Genomic DNA, 22,612 nt, shown 5'->3' with positions numbered 1-22,612 from the left:
CGTTTGTTACACATTTTGTAACATTTTGAATTTCTAATTGATAATTTTGTCGCGTACCCTTCGCTGGCAATTTGAACATTTTTGTCACAATTGCATAGGAATCACTACAAGGAGGGAACTGATGAGTTCATCAGCTTCAATAAAAAACAACTCGCCAAAGAAACCTATTTTTACCCGTTTTCTCGATGGTGTTGAGTATTTGGGGAATCTATTACCCCACCCGATCACTCTTTTCGCAATCTTCTGTGTCGCTATTCTAGTTACTTCAGGTATCGCTGGATATTTTGAAGTATCTGTTATGGACCCTCGTCCAGAAGGTGCCCCAGGTCGTGCTGCTGACGGCATGATCTACGTTGTAAGCTTACTTAATGCTGAAGGCTTACAGCTCATAGTTACTAATCTAGTGACAAACTTTGTTGGCTTTGCGCCATTAGGTACTGTGCTTGTTGCAATGCTAGGTGTAGCGATTGCTGAGCACTCAGGTCTATTATCTGCGGCGATGCGTGGCATGGTAATGGGCGCATCTAAGCGCATGGTTACGGTAACCGTAGTTTTTGCCGGTATTATCTCTAACACGGCTTCTGAGCTTGGTTATGTAGTACTTATCCCGCTTGCAGCAATGCTTTTCCACTCTTTGGGTCGTCACCCATTAGCGGGTCTAGCGGCAGCATTTGCTGGTGTATCTGGTGGTTACTCTGCAAACCTTCTAATCGGTACGGTTGATCCACTGCTTTCTGGTATTACTACAACAGCAGCACAGATGATCGACCCGACTTATAACGTTGGTCCTGAATCAAACTGGTACTTCATGTTTGTTTCTACTTTCTTCATCGCGATTACAGGTGCATTTGTAACTGAGAAGATTGTTGAACCAAAACTGGGTAAATACAACGACGAAGAAGCGTCTGAAGATTTATCAAATGATTCAATGGGCAAGCTAACAGACGTTGAGAAGAAAGGTCTTAAGCTAGCGGGTATCGCAGTATTAGCGGTTTCTGCTCTTCTTGCATGGACGATTGTTCCAGCTGACGGTGTTCTACGTTCAGCAGCCGGTACGGTTTCGGGCTCTCCATTCCTGAAAAGTATCGTAGCGTTCATCTTCGTATTCTTCGCAGTTCCTGGTTTTGTTTACGGTAAAGTTACCGGCACAATGAAAACAGACCGTGATGTAATTAATGCAATGTCTAAGTCTATGTCTTCAATGGGCATGTACATCGTACTTGTGTTTTTCGCTGCTCAGTTTGTTGCTTTCTTCAAGTGGACTAACTTCGGTCAAGTATTCGCAGTTGCAGGTGCTACGTTCCTACAGGATATCGGCCTAACGGGTCCAATGTTGTTCTTCGCATTCATCCTAATGTGTGGCTTCATTAACCTGATGATCGGTTCGGCTTCTGCTCAGTGGGCAGTAACAGCACCTATCTTCGTTCCAATGCTAATGCTAGTAGGCTACGCACCAGAAACGATTCAAGCGGCTTACCGTATCGGTGACTCAACAACGAACATCATTACTCCAATGATGAGCTACTTCGGTCTTATCCTTGCTGTAGCAACGCGTTACATGAAGAACCTAGGTATTGGTACTCTGATCGCAACTATGCTTCCATACTCAATCGTATTCTTGGTTGGTTGGAGCTTAATGTTCTACGTTTGGGTATTCGTATTTGGCCTACCAGTAGGTCCGGGTGCTGCAACGTACTACACGCCTTAGTAAGCTGTGATGGGCGAACATTTTGATTCGCTATCAACTTAAACTATGAGATACCAAAGAGCCTGCATTGATGCAGGCTCTTTTTATTGGAGTCTGCAAATTCTTCAAGCCTACAAACTTACAACCCCGTAAAACGATAGGTCACACCCAATTCAAATGACCAACCTAAATCTCGCTGGATCAAGTCGCTGTTGCTGTTGTGATGTATTAAGTCAGCTCGTGCGATACCAATCCAAGTGGGTGTGAACTCATAAAGTCCGATTAACCCAGCTTGATAGACAAAGGTTGACCCAGACTCAAACTGTCTCAACCCAGAGGAAGAAGCTTCGGCGTTAGAAATGCCGTAAAGATGATTTGAGAGCTTCTTGTCTCGATAATCGACTTCTAGGTAAGGCGTAATAGTGAATGGCTGGGTCCACGTTTCTAACGTTCTGCCTAAGTGAAGTTGAACTTCGTAGCCGTTATGTTCTGAAGTCACGTCGTGTAAATAGGTGAGACGTGCGCCTACCGTGCCTAAGGTTATCCCTAACTCTCCATTGCCATCTCTGTCTTGAATACCATTAGGCAGATCAACGAAGGTGCCTGACACCTCAGCAAAGCGCCAGTTTCCTGATAACCCCACATAAGGTAGCAGTTGCCAATTGGCGAGGCTGCCATCAATAAAGCCTTTCGGGCCGGAATAGAAGAGGTTGGGTGTTGCACCGAATTGAGGAGAACTTTTAGTGGAGAAAACACTTTCACCATAGGTGATGCTGCCTCCTATGATTCCGTATTCTTCATCGGCAAAGGAAAGTTGAGTGCTGCAAACAAGAATGGATAGCGAGAGGGCGATTCGACGAACCATAATCAATACTCCGTTATTGTAATAAATATCAAGAACGGAGTATGTCGATTAAAATTTCATCTGAGCTACTGCGACTAAGAGATGGCTTTGAACTATCTCTTCATAAGAAAAGTCGAGGTTAGCGTTTTGCTAGCAGGCGATCGAGATGGTTGGCGAACTCACGACGGTCGGTTTGAGAAAGGGTGCTTGGTCCGCCAGTTTGGATGCCACTTGAACGCATGGTTTCCATGAAATCACGAATGTTGAGACGCGCTTTAATGGTTTCTTTGGTGTAAAGCTCACCGCGCGAGCTCAGTGCCAGTGCGCCTTTGGTGATCACTTCGTCTGCCAGAGGGATGTCTGAAGTAATGACAAGGTCGCCTTTCTCTGTTCGTTTTACTATTTCGTTGTCGGCGATATCGAAGCCACTTGGTACTTGAATAGAGTGGATGTTCACTCGTTTTGGTACAGGAACAACGTGGTTTGCGATGAAGGTGCATTCAACACCAGTTCGCTCAGCTGCGCGTACGATGGTTTCTCGGATAACCTTGGGACAAGCGTCCGCATCAACCCATATCTTCATAGTGTTCTATTTCTCAGTTAGCTTATTGTTCAGTTAACTTAGCTTCAAGCGTGGCAACACGAGCGGTAAGTTCTAGGATTTGCTTTTCCAGTTGGCTAACACGGTCTAGTGCTGGCTCTTCTTGTGTCGCGACTTCAACTTTAGGTACGCGATTCGCACTTTTCCAGCTCTTGATGGTTGTGATTAAAGCAGGCATTGGAACCGATGTACTCATGCGAGCTTTTACTAATGCAACAGTCGGCTCTTTGCCTTGTGCTTGCAGTCCTTCAAGCACCGATTTCAACTCTTCAGAAACATCTTTTGTCAGCATGTTGACCTCCATTTTTAGTCTTTGGTCATTTTACTCGCTCCGGTGGATGATAGCGAATCATAAAACATCCCATGGCGTGTGAGAGATCTCTTACAAAGGCTGTGAGATAACACGAATACTTGTCTAGAGAGATTGATATGCATATGGTTAAGGTGTTGAATTTTAATTGTTTTATATAATTAACAACTCGGTTGAATTCAAAGTGTGATGCAAATCTATTGTCCGAAACCCTAAATCGCGTAAATTAAACCTTGTCGGAAGGATTCTGACACGGAACAGGAAAGCACCAAGGATTTGGTTATCTTCAGGATGAAGATTTGGTTACTTAGGATGAGTGATCAAGCATGGAGCGTAAGGACATTGTAGGGATACAGTCAGTTAACAGGAAGTTAGCTGCAACGGAATGACAATGGACACCTTTAGGATTAAAGGGTTGGATTAGCATCAGGACGATGTAAAGGACACCGCTCACGGAACAAGTGATGTGCGCTAACTAGGATTGTTAGCTTTCAGGATGATTGGACACCGCTAGGACGGCGAAGTAAAGGAAAGAGCTGAAGGATTACAGCCACTATTATGGATGATGCATGGAGCATTAATTAGTAGCCGGACTGCTGCGAGTAAGACCCTAGCCCTGACACTTCGGTGTCGGGGCTTTTCTTTTTCTGAAGCTTTCTCTGTCTAGAAGGCTCTTTTTATCAAGAGTTTTTTCATCTAAGAGCGCGACATCTGCTTTTCTGCTAATGGTCAACACAAGGAGTGTTTTATGACGATAGCAACCTCAAGAACGCTGTTGGTACCTTATACTGAACAGCTAGAACTCGACTTTATTAAGTTAAACTGCTGCCCCATTAATCGTGCTGAAATGAACGGGCCGCACTCTGTTGCTTCTGCGAAGCACCTTTTTCAAGAAATACTGCAAGACAACGTCGGCTTCTGCCGTGCGATCATCCATAACCAAACTCGTGAATATCTGGGACATGTCTTTATTTCATCTGATAAAGGCAGGCATGAACTTGGTTTTATTTTGGATAAAGAACACTGGAATAAAGGTCTTGCGAGTGAAGTGCTAAAACCTTTCTTTAGCTTGGTGTGTTTTGAAGAGCACTTAACGAATGTCGTCGCAACCGTTAATGTCGGCCATAACCCATCCATTAAGTTGTTAGAAAAACTCGGCTTTGCATTTAAAGAGACCAAACAAGATCAGTTTGGCCCTTATCATGAATATCGCTATACCGCGTATTGTGACGTTACATTCTATGAGGCTGTAGCTCAAACCGCATAGAGCGGAAGCCAACCATGGTCAGCTTGCCTTGGTACAGGTCATCACCTAATGCTGAAAACTCAAATTGGTACACAGTATGCCAGCGCCAAATCGTGGTTAACTCGTGGCGCATCTTAAGCTTATGACCACTAAAAGCGACACTCAACAACTGTAAGTCCAGTTCTTTACACTTTCTCGCAATGGCAGCCTTCGCAAGCTCTGATTGCCTGCGCTGCTGCCAAAATAAAAAGCAAAAGAAGCACAGAAACAAAATAGCCAATAAGTTATCTATCATTTAATCCATACTTCCTTTTTTATCTCTTCATTCCAATTGTGATAGTTGCGCGTTTTGATGAGTGACAGAGTGAATCTCTTTATTAGCTTATTTAGCTTTAGCCGCTTGCTGCAGTTCGACCAGTGCATTTGCAAGTTCTGGTGATGGGTTTGAGTTCAGTAGCGGTAAAAATACCATTCTCAGAGTTGGAATCATCACTAAATCTGCAAATAACTGATTGAACAAGTTTTGGTTGCCTGTTTGTGCGAGACGCAGCAAGAATTGCTCAGCAATCGCAGGGTCTTGCAGTGCGTGCCAGCTACGACCAGCCAAACCAATTAATACCTCTTGGTGACTTAAACGTGGGCTCGCCAGAACTTGGTTAATTACGGCATTCGTTGTGTTTTGCTCAGCACCAGAAAGGGCACGAACCAATGCAGACAGCAAGAATAAATCCGGTTCTTGACTGTTAATCTCATTTTCAGCCATCTCTTGTAAGCGTTGAGCCAGCTTGTCATTGATTTGCGTGTGCTCAAGCGCCCCTAGTGTTGCGTATAGAGGTTCTGATGGCAGTTTGTTCAATGCTTTGCGAATCGCGACACCGTTTTGTTGGCTGCCTAGGCGAGCACACATATCGGTGATGCCTTGAAGACCAACCGTTTTCCAGTTGTCCCAACCTAAATCGCCAGTGAAGTAGTGTTGAGCGTGTTCGTAGTATTGGCTCGTTGCCAGGTCCAAACCTGCTCTTACTTGGCTATGGAACACGGCCATCTTGTCTTCTGAAGGCTTAAACGTGTATGGGTTGTTAGACAGCTTTTGTTGTTGCTCTTCGCTGATCTCGCCGCTTAGACGTGTGCCCATCGCTTCGATAACAAACTTAAGGAAGTTGCCGACATCGCCTTGATGCAATAGGCCTCTTTCGTCCAGCTTGAACTTTAGGAACCAAATCCAAGGCTGCTTGTGTTCGTTCCAGTAACTAATGGCTAAGTGAGCTTGTTTCTGAAGTGGAAATGGGTACGGCTGTTTCCCTTGCTCAACATCAGAGAATAAAGTGTTGTCGATCTTCTGAATGCGACGACCTAGGTCGTAGATATCGTATTGGCAACCGCTATTCTTGAGTAACTGAGTGAGCGTGTGAATCGTTTCCATAGTAATAAAGCTCCTAACTTTCTTTCCTAAATAGATGGTACTCTATGCCCCAATTTCAAGGTCACTAGATAAATAACTTGGTGAAAAATGACAGCTGCCACAAAGTTACCTCTTTTACTTCAACAATTAGAACAACAAATGCGCCAATGTTCGCTGTGGAGTGATGTTCCACCTTCGGACGAAGCTCTGGCCAGTGTTGAACCTTTCGCGATTGATTCGTTACAACCGGAAGAGTGGTTACAGTGGATCTTCATTGTTAAGATCAACGCAATGATGGATGCACAAATGAGCCTACCCAAGGGCTTCGCGATTCATCCTTACTTTGGTGAAGTATGGAAAAATGAGGCAGACAAGGCCGAACTGCTAGTGACGATTCAGAGCATTGATGAGGTATGCACGTAATGTTAGAGATCATTTATCAAGATGAGTATTTTGTTGCGGTGAATAAGCCTGCTGGCATGCTGGTGCATCGCTCATGGTTGGATAAACACGAGACTCAATTTGTGATGCAAACACTGCGTGACCAAATTGGTCAGCACGTATTTCCTCTGCACCGTTTAGACCGCCCAACGTCTGGCGTATTGGTGTTTGCTCTGTCGAGTGAGGTAGCCTCTGAGGTGATGCCAATGTTCGCTAACCATGAGATGCAAAAGACTTACCATGCAATTGTTCGTGGTTGGATAGAAGAGGGCGATACGCTCGATTACGCGCTCAAGGTTGAGTTGGATAAGATCGCTGATAAGTTCGCGAAAGAAGACAAAGAAGCACAAGAGGCGGTGACAGTCTATGAACCGCTAGCAAAAGTCGAAGTGCCATATTCAACAGGGCGTTTTCCGACTAGCCGCTACTGCTTGGTTGAGATGATGCCAAAGACAGGTCGCAAACATCAGCTGCGTCGTCATATGGCTCACCTAAGACACCCAATTGTTGGTGATACCTCACATGGTGATGGTAAGCACAATCGACTGTTTCGTGATGATTTAGATTCGCACCGTTTGTTACTGCATGCGTCTGAATTACGCTTCATTCATCCTTTTACTAAAGAAGAGTTGGTCATGAAGGCTAGCCTAGATGAAACGTGGTTAAGGTTGTTTGAAACCTTTGAGTGGGACACCAACTTAATCAATACTAAAGCGTGTTCGTCTAAGTAAAAGCACTCGCATGTAAGTAAGCATAGAAAGTAGAGTAAAACAAAGGGCTGATAGTGATATCAGCCCTTTTTAATGTTTGTGAGATCTGAGCATAACAACTAATGGTTGTTAGTTGTCTGTTCTCTGGATCATTTTAGTTTTTCTAGATCGGCTTCGATCTCAGAGATCTTGCTCGATACTACTTTTTCTAGGTGGCGCAAGTCAGTAAGGATCTTCTGCTTCACATCCATCTCAGTGGTTGGTGTCGGTTTGGTGATCTTGTTCAGTTCATCAATCACAAGAGTGAGGTTGCGGTTTATCTCAGTCACTTCTTTGTATTGATTATTGCCACCGCTAACAAGCACACTTTTTACTTGTCGTGGGTACTTAAACTTAACGCTTTTCGCGAACAGTTCACCTTTCTGCTTACGAAAGTAAATCTTCAGGATATCTTTGTGCGCTTCTTGGCGAAGGGAGTAACGTTCAATCTGTTTAGGTTCGTGGATACCTAAGCCAGTGAGGTTTGGATACATAAGCGACCTCTAGTTTATGAATGTAATACTTTTATGTAATTGACTTAATCAATGTAGCAGCCTAACGACGAGCTAGATAGTTGATATCTGGGAATTGATTGTAAGTTGTGGGCAAGATCGCTCTCTATCTTTCCCCACATTTATTCGATGGTTAGATTCTCTTTTTAAGGCGCAAGTTCAGAAACATGTTCCGTTAATCTTTCTCTCAACGCTTGCTCTTGTTCTTCAGAAAGCCTTCCTCCCGCTTCACTGGTCAGAATGAACAAATCTTCTGCTCGTTCACCGATAGTGGTGATTTTTGCGCCGTGCAAATTAATGTCTAACTCAGCAAAAGTCGCACCTACTTGAGCCAATAGCCCTGGTGTATCTAGTGCTCTTAACTCCATTAAGGTGCGCTTTTTGCTCTTGGTTGGTAGGAACTCAACCAAAGTCTTCACCTTGAAGTGCTGTAAGTTACGAGGTGTACGGCGTGTCTTGATCTTCGTTGGACGGCCATCAGCCAGAACATGAGTCAGGTGCTTAGCTACGGCTTTGTGCCTCGCTTCATCAATCGCTTCACCATGTTGGTCAAGTACGATAAAGGTATCCAAAACATGACCATCTTTGCTGACCATGACCTGAGCGTCGTGAACGTTAAAGTTACGTCTATCAAGCTCGGCAACCACAGTCGCGAAAAGTGCTGCTTGGTCTTTGCAGTAAACGAATACCTCAGTCCCGCCACGCGTCGCTTTTTTGCTGATCAGCACGAGCGGTTGGCTTGGGTCTTCTAGGCGAAGTAAGTGCTCACAGTGCCAAGCGATTTGTTTGTGGGTGTGACGTAAGAAGTAGTCTGCTTTGAAGCGTTGCCACAACACTTCAATTTCACGAGCGGTGAACCCCTCTTTACGCAACAAAGCTGACGCCATTTGTTGGTTGTGACGAATACGGTCTCGTACATCGACAGGGTTTTCTAAGCCGCGACGCAATGCACGCTGTGTTGAGTGGAATAGCTCTGCTAACAGGGTGCGTTTCCAACTGTTCCAAAGCTCTGGGTTGGTTGCACAGATGTCGGCGACGGTTAAGCACACCAGTAGCTCTAATGATTCTTCATCACGCACTTTCTTGGCGAACTCGGTAATTACATCAGGGTCGTAGATATCACGACGCTGCGCAGTAACAGACATCAATAGGTGGTTTTGTACTAACCATGCTACTTGCTTCGCTTCTGGCTTCGATAACCCATGTTCAATACAGAAAGAGTAAGCCTCAACCGCGCCAATCTCTGAGTGGTCACCGCCACGTCCCTTACCAATATCGTGGAAGATAGCCGCAAGGATCAGCAACTCTTTCTTCTGCACGCGAGGATACACTTCACAACAGATAGGGTGCTTGTCGTGGTTTTCAACTTGGCTAAAACGATTGATGTGTTTGAGAAGGCGAATACTGTGTTCATCAACGGTATAAACATGGAACAGGTCAAACTGCATCTGACCGACAATCTGGCTCCATTGTGGCAAGTAAGCCGAGAGTACGCCCAGTTTGTGCATCAAGCTAAAGGCTTTGTGCAAAGCATTAGGGTGACGAACCAAGGCCATGAATTTCTCGCGAGCCTCTGGAATCGTATGCAGGAATCGGTTTAATCGACGACGTGCCGTACGCAGCTGTCGCAATGTTGGTGGGCTAACGCCTTCGATAGAGGAGTCATTCGCGATATGGATAAACATATCGAGAATGGTTTCTGGTCTAGCTTGGAATAGAGCAGGCTTGCGTGCTTCAATCAGTGAACCACGGCGCTGGAAGTCATTGTCGAGAATCTCAGCGTCTTGAGTCTGACCACCATTAATGATCGCTTGATCGAATAATTTAAGCAGCATCTTGTTGAGTTCTGCGACACGACGAAGCGTGCGGTAGAACTCTTTCATCATCATCTCGACGCCACGGTTGCCTTCGCCCGTATAACCTAAATGTTCAGCGACTTGAGCTTGATGAGCAAACGTCAGGCGGTTGTCGTAGCGGCGCAATTCAATATGCAGCGCAAAGCGAACACGCCATAGGAAATCTTGGCACTCAACAAGCTCACGATACTCGGCATCAGTCAGAAAGCCGTACTTACTCATCTCAAGCAAAGATGTGGCACCGAAGTGTCGACGCGCAACCCAGCTCAGGGTATGGATGTCTCTGAGTCCGCCCGGAGTCGATTTGATATCGGGTTCAAGATTGTAAGTGGTGTCGTGGTAGCGAGCGTGACGCTCTCTTTGTTCTTGAATCTTAGCCTTATAGAAAGTCTCACTTGGCCAAAATGAATCAGAATGAATCTTCAGTTTTAACTCTTGGAAGGTGTCTTCACTGCCGCACAATAAACGCGACTCTTGCAGGTTAGTTGCAACGGTTAAGTCATCAATGCCGATATCAAGACATTCGGCAATGGTACGAACCGCGTGGCCGACTTCGAGTCTTAAATCCCAGAGTAGGGTGATGAACTGGCTGACTTTTTCACCGAGCGCTGGTGGCAATGTTTTCTGCGAGACGATAAGGATATCAATGTCAGACAAGGGGTGAAGTTCACCACGGCCATAACCACCTACCGCGACGAGTGATATATGAGGCAGTTTGTTGAATCCAAAATGTTCCCATAGTCGATTAAGAAGCAAGTCCATGTATTCGGAGCGCAGTAACACTAAGTCGGTAACTGGGTGATGATTCAGGAATTCATTTTTTTGATACTGCGTGAAGATCTCGAGCTGATTTTTTAATTCGCAGATTTCAATTTGTTCGTCATTGAACGTAAGAGGGCATTGATAAGGCATAGGGTCTGCTATCCGTGCAAGCAAATGAGAATAGTAAACAATTTAACAGAAGCTGATGGAAAATCGAAATTGAGTGGGTAAAAAAAATATCCTCGACAGAGCGAGGATATTTTTAGAAGGCTGATGCGTTCAGTTCGATGAACTAAGCGTTCTTCATGATACGTGGAATTGTATCGTCGCTGCGTAGTGTGAGTACTTCACAACCTGTATCAGTCACAACCAGTGTGTGTTCCCACTGCGCCGAGTTTTTGCTGTCTGCTGTGTACACTGTCCAGCTATCTTGGTCATCAAGACGACAGCCAAACTTACCAGCATTGATCATTGGCTCGATAGTGAAACACATGCCTGCTTTTAGCACAGTGCGGTCGTTGTTTTTGTAGTGAACCACTTGTGGATCTTCGTGGAACTCAGAACCGATGCCGTGACCACAGTAATCTTTAACAATAGAGAACTTCGCACGTGGGTTGTTCTTGTTGTTTGTTTTGATGTACTTCTCGATAGCGGTACCGATTTGGCCAAGTTGAACACCTGGCTTAACTTGGCGCATGCCTTCGTAAAGTGCTTCTTGAGCAACCATGCACAGACGTTTGTTAGCCGGTGATACTTCACCCACTAGGAACATCTTAGATGTGTCACCGTGGTAGCCTTGTGGACGAGTGCTTAGATCTGCGTTTTCGTCATCAGGAACAATCACAGTGATATCAACGTTTAGAATGTCGCCATCTTTCAATACTGCAGGTTTGAATTGACCTGTGCTGCCAGTCTCATCTTGTGACGCTGGAATACCGTGGCACACAATGTGGTTGATAGACGTACAGATTGACTTAGGGAAACCGTGGTAATCAAGTGGTGCTGAGTATGCGCCTCTTTCTAGAGCGTACTCGTGACAGATTTGGTTTAGCTCTTCTGTCGTTGTACCCACTTGAATGTGAGGTTCAATCATCTCTAGAATTTCAGAAGCCAGCTTGCCGGCGACGCGCATTTTTTCAATTTCTTCAGCAGTTTTAATTTTTACAGCCATTGCATATCTCTTAATTTGGTAGCACCTAAGTGTGCATATTGGGGCTATTCTATCAGTGCAGCAATTTAGCGCAACATTCCCATATCCGTACAATGCTGGTGGATACTTCTCAACCTGAGTGAATAATGTTCGGTTTGTTGATACCGAAGCGATTGGAAAGGGACACTATTTATAGAGGAAATTCGCCTTTAGGGATCAGTATAGCAGTCGCCATTTTTAGATTTTTTTCTAGCCATAGATAGACAAAATATGGTATAAAGCGCGCCGGACATCAGGACTGTTTTCTTCAATTGGCGAAACTGACTTTGTGTCTACTAACTTATATCTTTAAATCACACACATTCCGACACATGTTCCGGGGTGCCTCAACAACACGAATAACGGCTGAAAAGTGGTTAGTTGTTAGGGGTCGGATTCATGGGGGATGTGGAGGCCTAACCCCATAGAGGATTTTAAAATGGCAACTGTATCAATGCGCGATATGCTTAAAGCTGGTGTTCACTTCGGTCACCAAACTCGTTACTGGAACCCAAAAATGAAGCCATTCATCTTTGGTGCTCGTAACAAAGTACATATCATCAACCTAGAAAAAACTGTACCAATGTTCAACGACGCTCTAGCTGAAATCGCTAAAGTTGGCGAGAAGAAAGGTAAAGTTCTTTTTGTTGGTACTAAGCGCGCTGCATCTGAAGCTGTTAAAGAAGCTGCTATCAACAGCAACCAGTTCTACGTTAACAACCGCTGGTTAGGCGGTATGCTAACGAACTACAAAACTGTTCGTCAGTCTATCAAGCGTCTGAAAGAACTTGAGGCGCAAGCTCAAGACGGTACTTTCGACAAGCTTACTAAGAAAGAAGCTCTAATGCGTACTCGCGAAATGGAGAAGCTAGAGAAGTCTCTTGGTGGTATCAAGAACATGGGCGGCCTACCAGACGCTCTATTCGTAATCGATGCTGATCACGAACACATCGCAGTTAAAGAAGCAAACAACCTAGGTATCCCAGTTTACGCTGTAGTTGATACTAACTCTAACCCAGACGGCGTTGACTTCGTTATCCCAGGTAACGACGATGCAATCCGTGCAGTACAGCTTTACCTAAACGCTGCTGCAGACGCGGTTAAAGAAGGTCGTAACAAAGATGTTGCTGCTGTAGCTGCTGAAAAAGATGGTTTTGTAGAAGCTGAATAATAGCGGCTCTGAATCACGCTTGGCTTAGCTAATTTAGATTTTGAAATCTTTATTAAATGTAAGCTAAGTTATAGTTAGATCGGGGGCCTCATTTTGGCCCCTGATTTTTACCTTATTTTCGAATCAACCGAGGAATAGAGAATGGCAACTGTAACTGCTGCTCTAGTTAAAGAACTTCGCGAGCGCACTGGCGCTGGCATGATGGAATGTAAGAAAGCGCTTGTAGAAGCAAACGCTGACATCGAACTAGCAATTGAAAACATGCGTAAATCTGGCGCAGCGAAAGCAGCTAAGAAAGCTGGTAACGTTGCTGCTGAAGGCGCAATCATCATCAAAGAAGAGAACGGCGTAGCTGCTCTTCTTGAAGTTAACTGTCAAACTGACTTCGTAGCAAAAGATGCTAACTTCACTGCATTCGCAGAAGAAGTTGCAGCTGCAGCAGTAGCTTCTCAAGCAACTGTTGAAGAGCTACAAGCACAGTTCGAAGAAACTCGCGTTGCTCTAGTTGCAAAAATCGGCGAAAACATCAACATCCGTCGCGTACAATACGTTTCAGGTGTTGCACTAGCTTCTTACCGTCACGGCGAGAAAATCGGTGTTGTTGTTGCTGGTGAAGGCGAAGCTGAAACTCTTAAGCACGTTGCAATGCACGTTGCTGCATCACGTCCTGAGTTCCTAAACCCAGAAGACGTACCTGCAGACGTAGTTGCTAAAGAGAAAGCAGTTCAAGTTGAAATCGCTATGAACGAAGGCAAACCAGCTGAAATCGCAGAGAAAATGGTTGTTGGCCGTATGAAGAAATTCACGGGCGAAATCTCTCTAACTGGTCAAGCTTTCATCATGGAGCCTAAGCAAACTGTTGGCGCTATCCTTAAAGAGAAAGGCGCTTCAGTATCTAACTTCGTACGTCTAGAAGTTGGTGAAGGCATCGAGAAAGCTGCTGAAATGAGCTTCGCTGACGAAGTTGCAGCGGTACAAAAAGGTTAATCCTTAGCGTATTGTTTGAAAAAAGACCGTGGCCATTGCTGCGGTCTTTTTATGAATAGTGAATTATTTTTTGCTCGCAACGTTAGCTGTTATGAATGCGAACTGACATGTTCAGTTTTTATCCATGACTGTTAATCATCAACTCTTTGGAAGGTAAACTCCATGACTACGAACCCTAAACCAGCGTATCAACGTATTCTGTTAAAACTTAGCGGTGAAGCACTACAAGGCGAAGAAGGTTTTGGTATTGACCCGACGATCCTTGATCGTATGGCTCAAGAAGTAAAAGAATTGGTTGAACTAGGTGTTCAAGTAGGTGTTGTTATCGGTGGCGGTAACCTTTTCCGTGGTGCAGGTCTTGCAGAAGCTGGCATGAACCGCGTTGTTGGTGACCACATGGGTATGCTTGCAACGGTAATGAACGGCCTTGCAATGCGTGACGCTCTACACCGTGCTTACGTAAACGCACGTGTAATGTCAGCAATCCCTCTTAAAGGTGTGTGTGACGACTACAACTGGGCAGATGCAATCAGCCAACTACGTCAAGGTCGCGTTGTGATCTTCTCTGCTGGTACTGGTAACCCATTCTTCACTACAGATTCAGCTGCATGTCTACGTGGTATCGAAATCGAAGCTGACGTAGTTCTAAAAGCGACAAAGGTAGATGGTGTATTTACTTCTGACCCTGTAGCAAACCCAGACGCAGAGCTGTATGATACGTTGTCTTACAACACGGTTCTTGATAAAGAACTTAAAGTAATGGACTTGGCTGCATTTACGCTAGCACGTGATCACAAAATGCCAATCCGCGTATTTAACATGAATAAGCCAGGCGCACTACGTCGCGTGGTTATGGGTGAAACTGAAGGTACATTAATCAGCGACGCTGACTAATTTTTCGGGCTTACTGAAGGTTATACTTCGGTAAGCTTATCCTTATCACTCCAAATAAAAAGCTTTCTTGAAGAAAGAACATAATCAAGGTGAAATTGTGATTAACGAAATCAAAAAAGACGCTCAAGAGCGCATGGTAAAAAGTGTTGATGCACTAAAAAACAGCCTGCAAAAGATTCGTACAGGTCGTGCACACCCAAGCCTACTTTCTGGTCTTACTGTTGAGTACTACGGTGCTCCAACTCCTTTGACTCAAGTAGCTAACGTTATCGCTGAAGATGCACGTACACTAGCTATCACAGTGTTTGATAAAACACTGACTCCTCTAGTAGAAAAAGCAATCCTAACATCTGACCTAGGCCTAAACCCTATGTCTGCTGGTACGGTTATCCGTGTTCCACTTCCACCGCTAACGGAAGAGCGTCGTAAAGACCTAGTTAAAATTGTTCGTGGCGAAGCTGAAGGTGGCCGTGTTGCTATCCGTAACATCCGTCGTGACGCAAATGGCGATCTAAAAGCGCTTCTTAAAGATAAAGAAATCTCTGAAGACGAAGATCGTAAAGCACAAGACGAAATTCAAAAGCTAACTGATGCTGCGGTTAAGAACGTAGACGAAGTTCTAGCAACTAAAGAAAAAGAGTTGATGGAAGTTTAATTTTCCCTATTCTTTTCTTTCCGGAAAAACGCTGTACTCACGGTGCAGCGTTTTTTTATGCTACTCTGTTCGACTATTAGAATTTGATTCACTCTTTTATGCATAATTCTCAAGCGTTCACAGACTCTCTTCCTAAACACATTGCTATCATTATGGATGGTAATGGTCGCTGGGCAAAAGCTCAGGGCAAGCCTCGCGTCTTTGGTCATAAAAACGGTGTTCAAGCCGTTCGTAAAACCATCTCTTCTGCAGCCAGACTTGGCATCAAAGCAGTAACTCTTTTTGCATTTAGTAGCGAAAACTGGCGTCGTCCTGAAGAAGAAGTCGGTATCTTGATGGAACTGTTTATTTCAGTGCTATCGAGTGAAGTAAAAAAGCTTCATAAAAATAATCTACAACTTCGTGTTATTGGTGATAAAAGTCGTTTCAATGATCGACTACAAAAGAAGATAGAAGAAGCGGAAGCTTTGACTAGCACCAATACAGGTATGGTTATTAATATTGCAGCTAACTACGGCGGTAAGTGGGATATCCAGCAAGCAATGACCTCTATTGCTCAACAGGTAAAGTCTGGCGATATTAATGTAGATGACATTGATGAAGCTATGATTACACAACACCTGACGATGGCAGATATTCCTGAGGTTGATCTACTTATCCGTACCAGTGGCGAATGCCGCATTAGTAATTTTATGCTTTGGCAGTTGGCTTACGCCGAAATGTATTTCACTGAACAATTCTGGCCAGACTTTAATGAAGACAGCTTAGTAGAAGCTGTGACTTGGTTTGTTAACCGTGAGCGTCGTTTTGGATGCACCGGTGAGCAAATTAAAGCTCTGATGGACAGTTAATAAGGATTTTTTGGTTTGAAACAACGAATTATTACGGCGTTGATTTTGGCTCCCCTAGTTATTCTAGGAATTTTCGAGTTATCACTTCCCACGTTTATTCTTTCATTAGTAGTTATTTCGCTATTGGGATACTGGGAGTGGACTCAATTTGTTGAAAGCAAATCGCGTTATCTAGCGTTGATTCCTACGGTTGTGGTAAGTGCTGCAAGTTTTGCTTTTATCCCTTTTGATGCATTTAGTCTCAATAATTTATCGAGCGCTCACTACGCCATTCTAACGATTGGTTCGATTTGGTGGGTAATCGCAAGTGGCATGGCTGTGACTTATCCTAAGTCTATGCCGGCATGGAAAGATTCCTCTCTTCTTCGTCACGCCTTTGGTGTACTGACCCTGCTGCCATTCTTCTGGAGTGTGGTTATCCTGCGTGCTAATGGTATTGATGTAGACCCTTACCACGGTGCGAAATTGGTGATGTTTGTTTGCTTGCTCGTTTGGGCTGCAGACAGCGGTGCTTATTTTGCAGGAAAGAGTTTTGGTAAACGTAAAATGGCGCCAGCAGTAAGCCCTAACAAGACCATTGAAGGTCTGATTGGTGGCATTATTACTGCGGTGATCGTGGCTTGGATCTTCGCTGATTTATTTGATATCCAATTCACCAGCCCGCTTCACATGATTGTTATTACCCTTGTGACCGTCGTTATCTCTGTTCTTGGCGACCTTGTTGAAAGCATGTTTAAGCGTGTTTCTGGGGTGAAAGACAGTAGTAATCTGATTCCTGGTCATGGTGGTATACTTGATAGAATAGATAGCTTAACGGCTGCATTCCCTGTCTTTGCTCTGCTTTATTTAGCATTCTAATTAAAAGGGCAGTGATTCTGCCCTTTATTACATTTCTACGGTCATATGTGATGCGAAATCTAACTATCCTTGGCGCTACCGGCTCAATTGGTGCAAGTACCCTAAAAGTCGTTGAGCAAAACCCAGATCTCTATTCGGTTGTTGCACTGGCTGCCGGCTCGAATGTTGAAAAGATGCTGGCGTTAGTTGAAAAGTGGCAACCGAGCTATGTTGCTATGGCTTGCCCTGATGCTGCATCTCAGTTGACTGAAATCTTGTCTGCAGATTACCCAAGCGTTAAAGTCCTTTCAGGCTCTGAAGGCATGTGTCAGATTGCTTCTTTAGAAGACGTGGATACAGTAATGGCTGCGATTGTTGGTGCAGCAGGTCTACTTCCTACGATGTCTGCGGTTAAAGCGGGTAAGCGTATCTTGCTTGCTAATAAAGAAGCTTTGGTGATGTCTGGGCAGCTGTTTATCGACGCCGTGGAAAAATACGGTGCAGAACTACTTCCGGTCGACAGTGAGCATAATGCTATTTTCCAATGTCTTCCGCAGAATGTACAAACCAACCTAGGTCGCTGTGACCTTGAAGAAAATGGCATTAACCATATCCTTCTGACTGGTTCTGGTGGTCCTTTCCGTTATACCGACGTGGCTGAACTCGAATCAGTGACTCCTGAACGTGCAATTGCACACCCTAACTGGTCTATGGGTCCTAAGATCTCTGTCGATTCTGCGACTATGATGAATAAAGGGCTAGAGTACATTGAAGCGAAATGGCTATTTAATGCTTCTCAGGAGCAGTTAAAGGTCATCATTCACCCGCAATCCGTGATTCACTCTATGGTCCAGTACAAGGATGGCTCTGTGCTTGCTCAAATGGGCGAACCAGATATGGCAACGCCAATCGCTTTGACGATGTCTTACCCTAATCGTACCGAGGCGGGTGTTAAGCCTTTAGACTTTACTAAAGTGGGCGAGCTTACCTTCTTAGAACCAGATTTTAGTCGTTACCCGTGTTTGAGATTAGCGATTGAAGCGTGCTACTTAGGTCAGCATGCAACAACAGCTATTAATGCGGCAAACGAGATTGCGGTCGATGCTTTCTTGAACAATCAAGTGAAGTTTACCGATATTGCTGTCATTAACGAACACGTTATGAGCAAAGTATGTGAACAACATAACTCTGAGGGCTTAGATAGCTTGGAAAGCCTTCTCGAGCTCGATAATATGTCTCGTCAAATAGCCATTCAATTTATTAAAGAGCAGCTAGCATGAGTGGAATTCTGTGGAACTTCGCATCTTTTATCGTAGCGCTTGGCATTTTGGTCGCTGTTCATGAGTTTGGACACTTCTGGGTTGCTCGTCGTTGTGGTGTGAAAGTTGAAAAATTCTCGATTGGTTTTGGTAAATCAATCTGGAGTAAAGTGGGCCGTGATGGCACTGAATACAGCTTGTCAGTGATTCCACTGGGCGGCTACGTTAAGATGCTCGATGGTCGTGTTGATGACCTTTCTGAAGATGAACAGCAATACGCTTTCGACAAGAAGCCGCTTTGGAAACGAACGGCAATTGTGGGTGCAGGCCCGGCATTCAACTTTATCTTTGCAGTGTTCGCGTATTGGTTAGTATTTTTGATTGGCGTACCCGCGGTTAAGCCCGTGATTGGTGAAGTCACTCCGCAATCTATTGCTGCACAAGCCGGAATTGAAACTGGAATGGAACTTAAATCTATTTCAGGAATCAAAACCGCAGATTGGGAATCAGTCAATATGGGTTTGATATCACACATTGGTGATCAATCGATGACAGTGACGGTTGCTTCTCAAGACGACATCGGCTTTGAGCAACAAATGACATTGGATATTTCAGACTGGTCGTTCAACCCAGAAACTGAATCTGCGATGACAACGCTGGGCTTTAGACCGTATTCTCCAGAGATATCGACGGTGCTCGCTCAAATCATTGATGATGGCGCTGCATACGACGCAGGTCTTGAAGCTGGCGATAAAATTGTCGAGATTAACGGGCAACCTATTGAACAGTGGCAGTCGGTTGTTGAGTTAATTCGTGCAAACCCAATGACATCATTGGACTTGGTGGTATTGCGAAATGGCGCTGAGCAGTCATTGGTTATGACACCGAAAAGTCGAGAGCTTTCTGATGGTTCGACAATCGGCTATGCAGGTATTGCTCCGGAAGTCGCAGAATGGCCAGAAGATTATCGCTTTGAGTTACAATTTGGTGTAATTGAGTCTGTAGGAAAAGCATTTGATAAAACAGGTCAAATCATTGGTTTGACACTGACAATGCTTAAGAAGCTCATCGTTGGTGATGTTGGCTTAAACAACTTGAGTGGCCCTATTTCAATCGCTAAAGGTGCAGGTACAACCGCCGATTATGGTCTGGTTTACTTCTTGGGCTTTTTGGCTCTGATTAGTGTTAACTTAGGGATTATTAATTTGGTTCCGCTGCCTATGCTTGATGGCGGACATTTGCTGTTTTTCGCTATTGAGGCCGTTACTCGTAAACCGGTACCTGAGAAAGTTCAGGAAATGGGATACCGAGTGGGAGGGGCAATCCTCTTCTCATTGATGGCTCTGGCAATATTTAACGATTTTACTCGTCTGTGAATGGTTTCTCACAGGCATTGGTAGTAGCAAGGAATAATTAGAATAAGTATGGCGATTAAGCAAATTCTGTTCGCAAGTCTATTGGCCACTAGTGTGGCTGCGAACGGAGCACAAAACTTTGTAGTTCAAGATATCAAGATCGAAGGTTTGCAGCGTGTTGCACTTGGTGCAGCTCTACTGAAAATGCCAGTACGTATTGGCGATGAAGTGGATGAAAGCGATGTGTCTGAGATCATTCGTGCATTGTATGCTTCGGGCAACTTTGAGGACGTTAAAGTACTTCGTGATGAAGGTGTATTGATTGTTCAAGTTCAAGAACGACCGACCATTGCAAGCATCTCATTCTCTGGTAACAAAGCGATTAAAGAAGAACAGCTTCAGCAAAACTTAGATGCGTCAGGTGTTCGTGAAGGTGAAGCTCTTGACCGCACAACCCTGAGTAACATTGAGAAAGGCCTTGAAGACTTTTACTACAGTGTTGGTAAATACAACGCGACAGTAAAAGCGGTTGTGACGCCTTTGCCGCGTAACCGTTCTGACCTTAAGTTTGTGTTTACTGAAGGCGTATCCGCTAAGATTCAGCAAATCAACTTTATCGGTAACGAAGTCTTCTCTGACGCTGACCTGCTTAGCCGTTTTAACCTCAACGTAGACGTTGCGTGGTGGAACTTCCTGGCGGATGAAAAATACCAGAAGCAAGTTTTAGCGGGTGATATTGAAGCGCTGAAATCGTACTACCTTGACCGTGGTTACCTTAAGTTTAAGGTAGACTCAACTCAGGTTGCGATCTCTCCAGACAAGAAAGGTGTTTATATTACGCTTGGCCTAGATGAAGGCGAAGCTTACACCGTTAAAGATGTGTCGTTCCGTGGTGAGCTGATTGGCCGTGAGGCTGATTTTGATGCTCTAGTACCATTTGAAGATGGTGATACGTACAACGGCTCTTCTGTGACTTCACTAGAAGAAGGTGTAAAACGTATTCTTGGTGAGTCTGGTTATGCTTACCCACAAGTTCGTACTATTCCTGAATTCAATGACGAGACGAAAGAAGTTTCGCTTGTGATCAATGTAGAAGCGGGCAGCCGTATCTACGTTCGTGATATTCGTTTCACAGGTAACAACTCGACAAAAGATGAAGTGTTACGTCGTGAAATGCGTCAAATGGAAGGCAGCTGGCTTAACTCTAAATCGATTGATACGGGTAAGAGCCGTCTTAACCGTTTAGGTTTCTTCGAGACTGTGGACGTACAAACAGTACGTGTTCCTGGCAGTGAAGACCAAGTGGATCTAGTTTACAACGTTAAAGAAGCAAACTCGGGAAGCATTAACTTTGGTGTCGGCTATGGTACTGAATCGGGTGTGAGCTTCCAGGTTGGTCTTCAACAAGACAACTTTGCGGGTTCTGGTAACCGTGTTGGTGTAAGTGCCATGATGAACGATTACCAAAAGAACGTGAGCTTAGACTACCGCGACCCATACTGGAACCTTGATGGTGTGAGTTTAGGCGGTAAGATCTTCTACAACGAATTTGAAGCATCTGAAGCGGGTATCGTCGACTATACCAACCAAAGTTATGGTACTAGCTTAACATGGGGTTTCCCTATGGATGAGCTGAACCGTATCGAGTTTGGTGTGGGCTATACGCACAACAAGATCGGTAACGTACCGACTTATATCCAGGTTGAACAGTTCGCGAGAAGTATCGACCAATACGGTGACGAACATATCTTAACTGATGATTTCGATATCAATATTTCATGGACGCGTAACAATTTGAACCGTGGTTTCTTCCCAACTGAGGGTAACCACCAACGTGCTTTCGCTAAAATGACGGTACCAGGCTCTGATGCTCAGTACTTCAAAATGCAGTACGATGTAAAACATTACATCCCGCTGACCAAAAAGCATGAGTTCACACTATTGATGCGTGGCCGATTAGGCTATGGTAATGGTTATGGTCAAACGGATGGTAACGATAACTTGTTCCCATTCTACGAGAACTACTATGCGGGTGGTTTTACAACCCTACGTGGTTTTGGCTCTAACTCGGCAGGTCCGAAAGCCGTTTATGGAAGTAGCACAGGTAACAACCCAACCTATGATACCGCTACGGATGATTCAGTTGGTGGTAACGCGGTTGCCTTGGCAAGTTTAGAGTTAATCGTACCTACGCCGTTTGCTTCTGATGAAGCACGTAGCCAGATTCGTACCAGTGTCTTCTTCGATATGGCAAGTGTATGGGATACCGAGTTCGTAGACCGTGGCGCACCTAATAGTGGCAGCCAGTACTACTACGATTACTCTGATCCAACGAATTACCGTTCATCTTATGGTGCAGCCCTTCAATGGATGTCACCGATGGGCCCACTGGTTTTCTCTCTAGCGAAACCAATTAAAATTTACGAAGGTGATGATGAGGAATTCTTCACATTTACCATTGGTAGAACTTTCTAATATTTAAAGGACAATATTTTGAAAAATATGATTAAAGCAGCAGGTTTAGGCCTTGTAGTTCTTAGCTCTTCTTTCTTTGCAACAGCTGCTGAAGCTGCGCAAAAAGTGGGTTATGTAAACACTGCACAAGTATTCCAGGCTCTACCTCAGCGTGAAGTTGTTCTTCAAAAAATGCAGGAAGAGTTCAAAGACAAAGCAGCTGAGCTACAGAGCATTCAAGCTGAAGCAAAAACGAAGATTGAAAAGCTTAAGCGTGATGGCGAGCTACTAGGTCCTGACGAAGTTGAGAAGCTACGTATCGAAGTAGGTCAACTAGACAGCAAGTACAAAATCAAAGCTCAAGCACTAGAAAAAGCAAGCCAACGTCGTGAAGCACAAGAGAAGCAGAAGCTATTCAAAGTGATTCAAGATGCTGTAACGAAAGTTGCAGAGAAAGAAGGCTACGACATGATCGTTGATATTCAAGCTCTGCAATACGGCAAGCCAGAATACAACATCTCTGAGAAAGTAATTAAAGCACTGAAATAAG

Annotated in this window: 22 protein-coding genes; 14 read left to right on the top strand and 8 right to left on the bottom strand. The window is 44.5% G+C overall.

From position 1 onward, the window contains the following. Positions 1-121: 121 nt before the first annotated feature. Positions 122-1,708 (top strand): AbgT family transporter, encoded by a 1,587-nt coding sequence (locus L0992_12290; protein XGB66492.1) that lies wholly within the window; start codon positions 122-124, stop codon positions 1,706-1,708. A gap of 118 nt (positions 1,709-1,826) precedes the next feature. On the opposite strand, the gene L0992_12285 is transcribed toward L0992_12290, so the two are convergent. The 3 genes from L0992_12285 to L0992_12275 form a co-directional block, all read right to left on the bottom strand. Beyond that, positions 1,827-2,552 (bottom strand): MipA/OmpV family protein, encoded by a 726-nt coding sequence (locus L0992_12285; protein XGB66491.1) that lies wholly within the window; start codon positions 2,550-2,552, stop codon positions 1,827-1,829. Between the two features lie 118 nt (positions 2,553-2,670). After that, the gene (locus L0992_12280; protein ID XGB66490.1) at positions 2,671-3,114 is read right to left on the bottom strand and encodes a YaiI/YqxD family protein; all 444 of its coding nucleotides are present in this window, start codon (positions 3,112-3,114) and stop codon (positions 2,671-2,673) included. A gap of 22 nt (positions 3,115-3,136) precedes the next feature. Further along, positions 3,137-3,424, bottom strand: a complete 288-nt coding sequence (locus L0992_12275; GenBank protein ID XGB66489.1) for a hypothetical protein — start codon at positions 3,422-3,424, stop codon at positions 3,137-3,139. Between the two features lie 766 nt (positions 3,425-4,190). Between L0992_12275 and L0992_12270 the strand changes: the two genes are divergently transcribed. Continuing rightward, positions 4,191-4,709: a GNAT family N-acetyltransferase gene (locus L0992_12270; GenBank protein XGB66488.1), complete on the top strand. Its 519-nt coding sequence runs from the start codon at positions 4,191-4,193 to the stop codon at positions 4,707-4,709. Here L0992_12270 and L0992_12265 read toward each other — a convergent pair. Together L0992_12265 and L0992_12260 are read right to left on the bottom strand one after the other, a co-directional pair. Further along, entirely contained in the window at positions 4,675-4,983 is a 309-nt protein-coding gene (locus L0992_12265) for a DUF3301 domain-containing protein (GenBank protein XGB66487.1), read from the bottom strand. The genes L0992_12270 and L0992_12265 overlap by 35 nt on opposite strands. A gap of 87 nt (positions 4,984-5,070) precedes the next feature. Continuing rightward, positions 5,071-6,111 (bottom strand): DUF3549 family protein, encoded by a 1,041-nt coding sequence (locus tag L0992_12260; GenBank protein XGB66486.1) that lies wholly within the window; start codon positions 6,109-6,111, stop codon positions 5,071-5,073. 87 nt (positions 6,112-6,198) lie between these two features. On the opposite strand from L0992_12260, the gene L0992_12255 reads away from it, so the two are divergent. Both L0992_12255 and truC read left to right on the top strand, forming a co-directional pair. Beyond that, positions 6,199-6,513, top strand: a complete 315-nt coding sequence (locus L0992_12255) for a YqcC family protein (protein ID XGB66485.1) — start codon at positions 6,199-6,201, stop codon at positions 6,511-6,513. After that, the gene (gene truC / locus L0992_12250) at positions 6,513-7,262 is read left to right on the top strand and encodes a tRNA pseudouridine(65) synthase TruC (protein XGB66484.1); all 750 of its coding nucleotides are present in this window, start codon (positions 6,513-6,515) and stop codon (positions 7,260-7,262) included. The genes L0992_12255 and truC overlap by 1 nt, the downstream gene beginning before the upstream one ends. Positions 7,263-7,390: 128 nt before the next feature. Here truC and L0992_12245 read toward each other — a convergent pair whose 3' ends face one another. The 3 genes from L0992_12245 to map all read right to left on the bottom strand — a co-directional run bounded on the left by L0992_12245 (position 7,391) and on the right by map (position 11,581). Further along, complete coding sequence (locus L0992_12245) at positions 7,391-7,774, bottom strand: DUF3461 family protein (GenBank protein XGB66483.1); 384 nt, start codon at positions 7,772-7,774, stop codon at positions 7,391-7,393. A 164-nt stretch (positions 7,775-7,938) separates the two neighbouring features. After that, positions 7,939-10,560 (bottom strand): bifunctional uridylyltransferase/uridylyl-removing protein GlnD, encoded by a 2,622-nt coding sequence (gene glnD / locus L0992_12240; GenBank protein ID XGB66482.1) that lies wholly within the window; start codon positions 10,558-10,560, stop codon positions 7,939-7,941. Positions 10,561-10,702: 142 nt separating this feature from the next. Beyond that, the gene (gene map, locus L0992_12235) at positions 10,703-11,581 is read right to left on the bottom strand and encodes a type I methionyl aminopeptidase (GenBank protein XGB66481.1); all 879 of its coding nucleotides are present in this window, start codon (positions 11,579-11,581) and stop codon (positions 10,703-10,705) included. Positions 11,582-12,038: 457 nt separating this feature from the next. Between map and rpsB the strand changes: the two genes are divergently transcribed. The 10 genes from rpsB (at position 12,039) to L0992_12185 (ending at position 22,611) form a co-directional block, all read left to right on the top strand. Further along, entirely contained in the window at positions 12,039-12,770 is a 732-nt protein-coding gene (rpsB, locus tag L0992_12230; protein XGB66480.1) for a 30S ribosomal protein S2, read from the top strand. A 141-nt stretch (positions 12,771-12,911) separates the two neighbouring features. Further along, complete coding sequence (gene tsf, locus L0992_12225; GenBank protein ID XGB66479.1) at positions 12,912-13,757, top strand: translation elongation factor Ts; 846 nt, start codon at positions 12,912-12,914, stop codon at positions 13,755-13,757. Between the two features lie 162 nt (positions 13,758-13,919). Beyond that, entirely contained in the window at positions 13,920-14,651 is a 732-nt protein-coding gene (gene pyrH, locus L0992_12220) for a UMP kinase (GenBank protein ID XGB66478.1), read from the top strand. A gap of 97 nt (positions 14,652-14,748) precedes the next feature. Further along, positions 14,749-15,306 (top strand): ribosome recycling factor, encoded by a 558-nt coding sequence (frr, locus tag L0992_12215; GenBank protein XGB66477.1) that lies wholly within the window; start codon positions 14,749-14,751, stop codon positions 15,304-15,306. Positions 15,307-15,404: 98 nt separating this feature from the next. Beyond that, positions 15,405-16,157: an isoprenyl transferase gene (locus tag L0992_12210; protein ID XGB66476.1), complete on the top strand. Its 753-nt coding sequence runs from the start codon at positions 15,405-15,407 to the stop codon at positions 16,155-16,157. Positions 16,158-16,172: 15 nt separating this feature from the next. After that, positions 16,173-17,015 (top strand): phosphatidate cytidylyltransferase, encoded by an 843-nt coding sequence (locus L0992_12205; protein ID XGB66475.1) that lies wholly within the window; start codon positions 16,173-16,175, stop codon positions 17,013-17,015. A gap of 50 nt (positions 17,016-17,065) precedes the next feature. Continuing rightward, complete coding sequence (ispC, locus tag L0992_12200) at positions 17,066-18,274, top strand: 1-deoxy-D-xylulose-5-phosphate reductoisomerase (protein XGB66474.1); 1,209 nt, start codon at positions 17,066-17,068, stop codon at positions 18,272-18,274. Then, positions 18,271-19,629: a sigma E protease regulator RseP gene (gene rseP, locus L0992_12195; GenBank protein XGB66473.1), complete on the top strand. Its 1,359-nt coding sequence runs from the start codon at positions 18,271-18,273 to the stop codon at positions 19,627-19,629. The genes ispC and rseP overlap by 4 nt, the downstream gene beginning before the upstream one ends. Positions 19,630-19,677: 48 nt before the next feature. Further along, positions 19,678-22,083 (top strand): outer membrane protein assembly factor BamA, encoded by a 2,406-nt coding sequence (gene bamA / locus L0992_12190; protein ID XGB66472.1) that lies wholly within the window; start codon positions 19,678-19,680, stop codon positions 22,081-22,083. A 27-nt stretch (positions 22,084-22,110) separates the two neighbouring features. Next, the gene (locus L0992_12185) at positions 22,111-22,611 is read left to right on the top strand and encodes an OmpH family outer membrane protein (protein XGB68731.1); all 501 of its coding nucleotides are present in this window, start codon (positions 22,111-22,113) and stop codon (positions 22,609-22,611) included. Position 22,612: the final 1 nt, after the last annotated feature.

Origin of the sequence: Vibrio pomeroyi, from assembly GCA_041879425.1 — a bacterium.
GTDB lineage: Bacteria > Pseudomonadota > Gammaproteobacteria > Enterobacterales > Vibrionaceae > Vibrio > Vibrio pomeroyi_A.
Note: the sequence above shows the minus strand (reverse complement) of the source record. Positions and strands in the feature narration are given on the sequence as shown.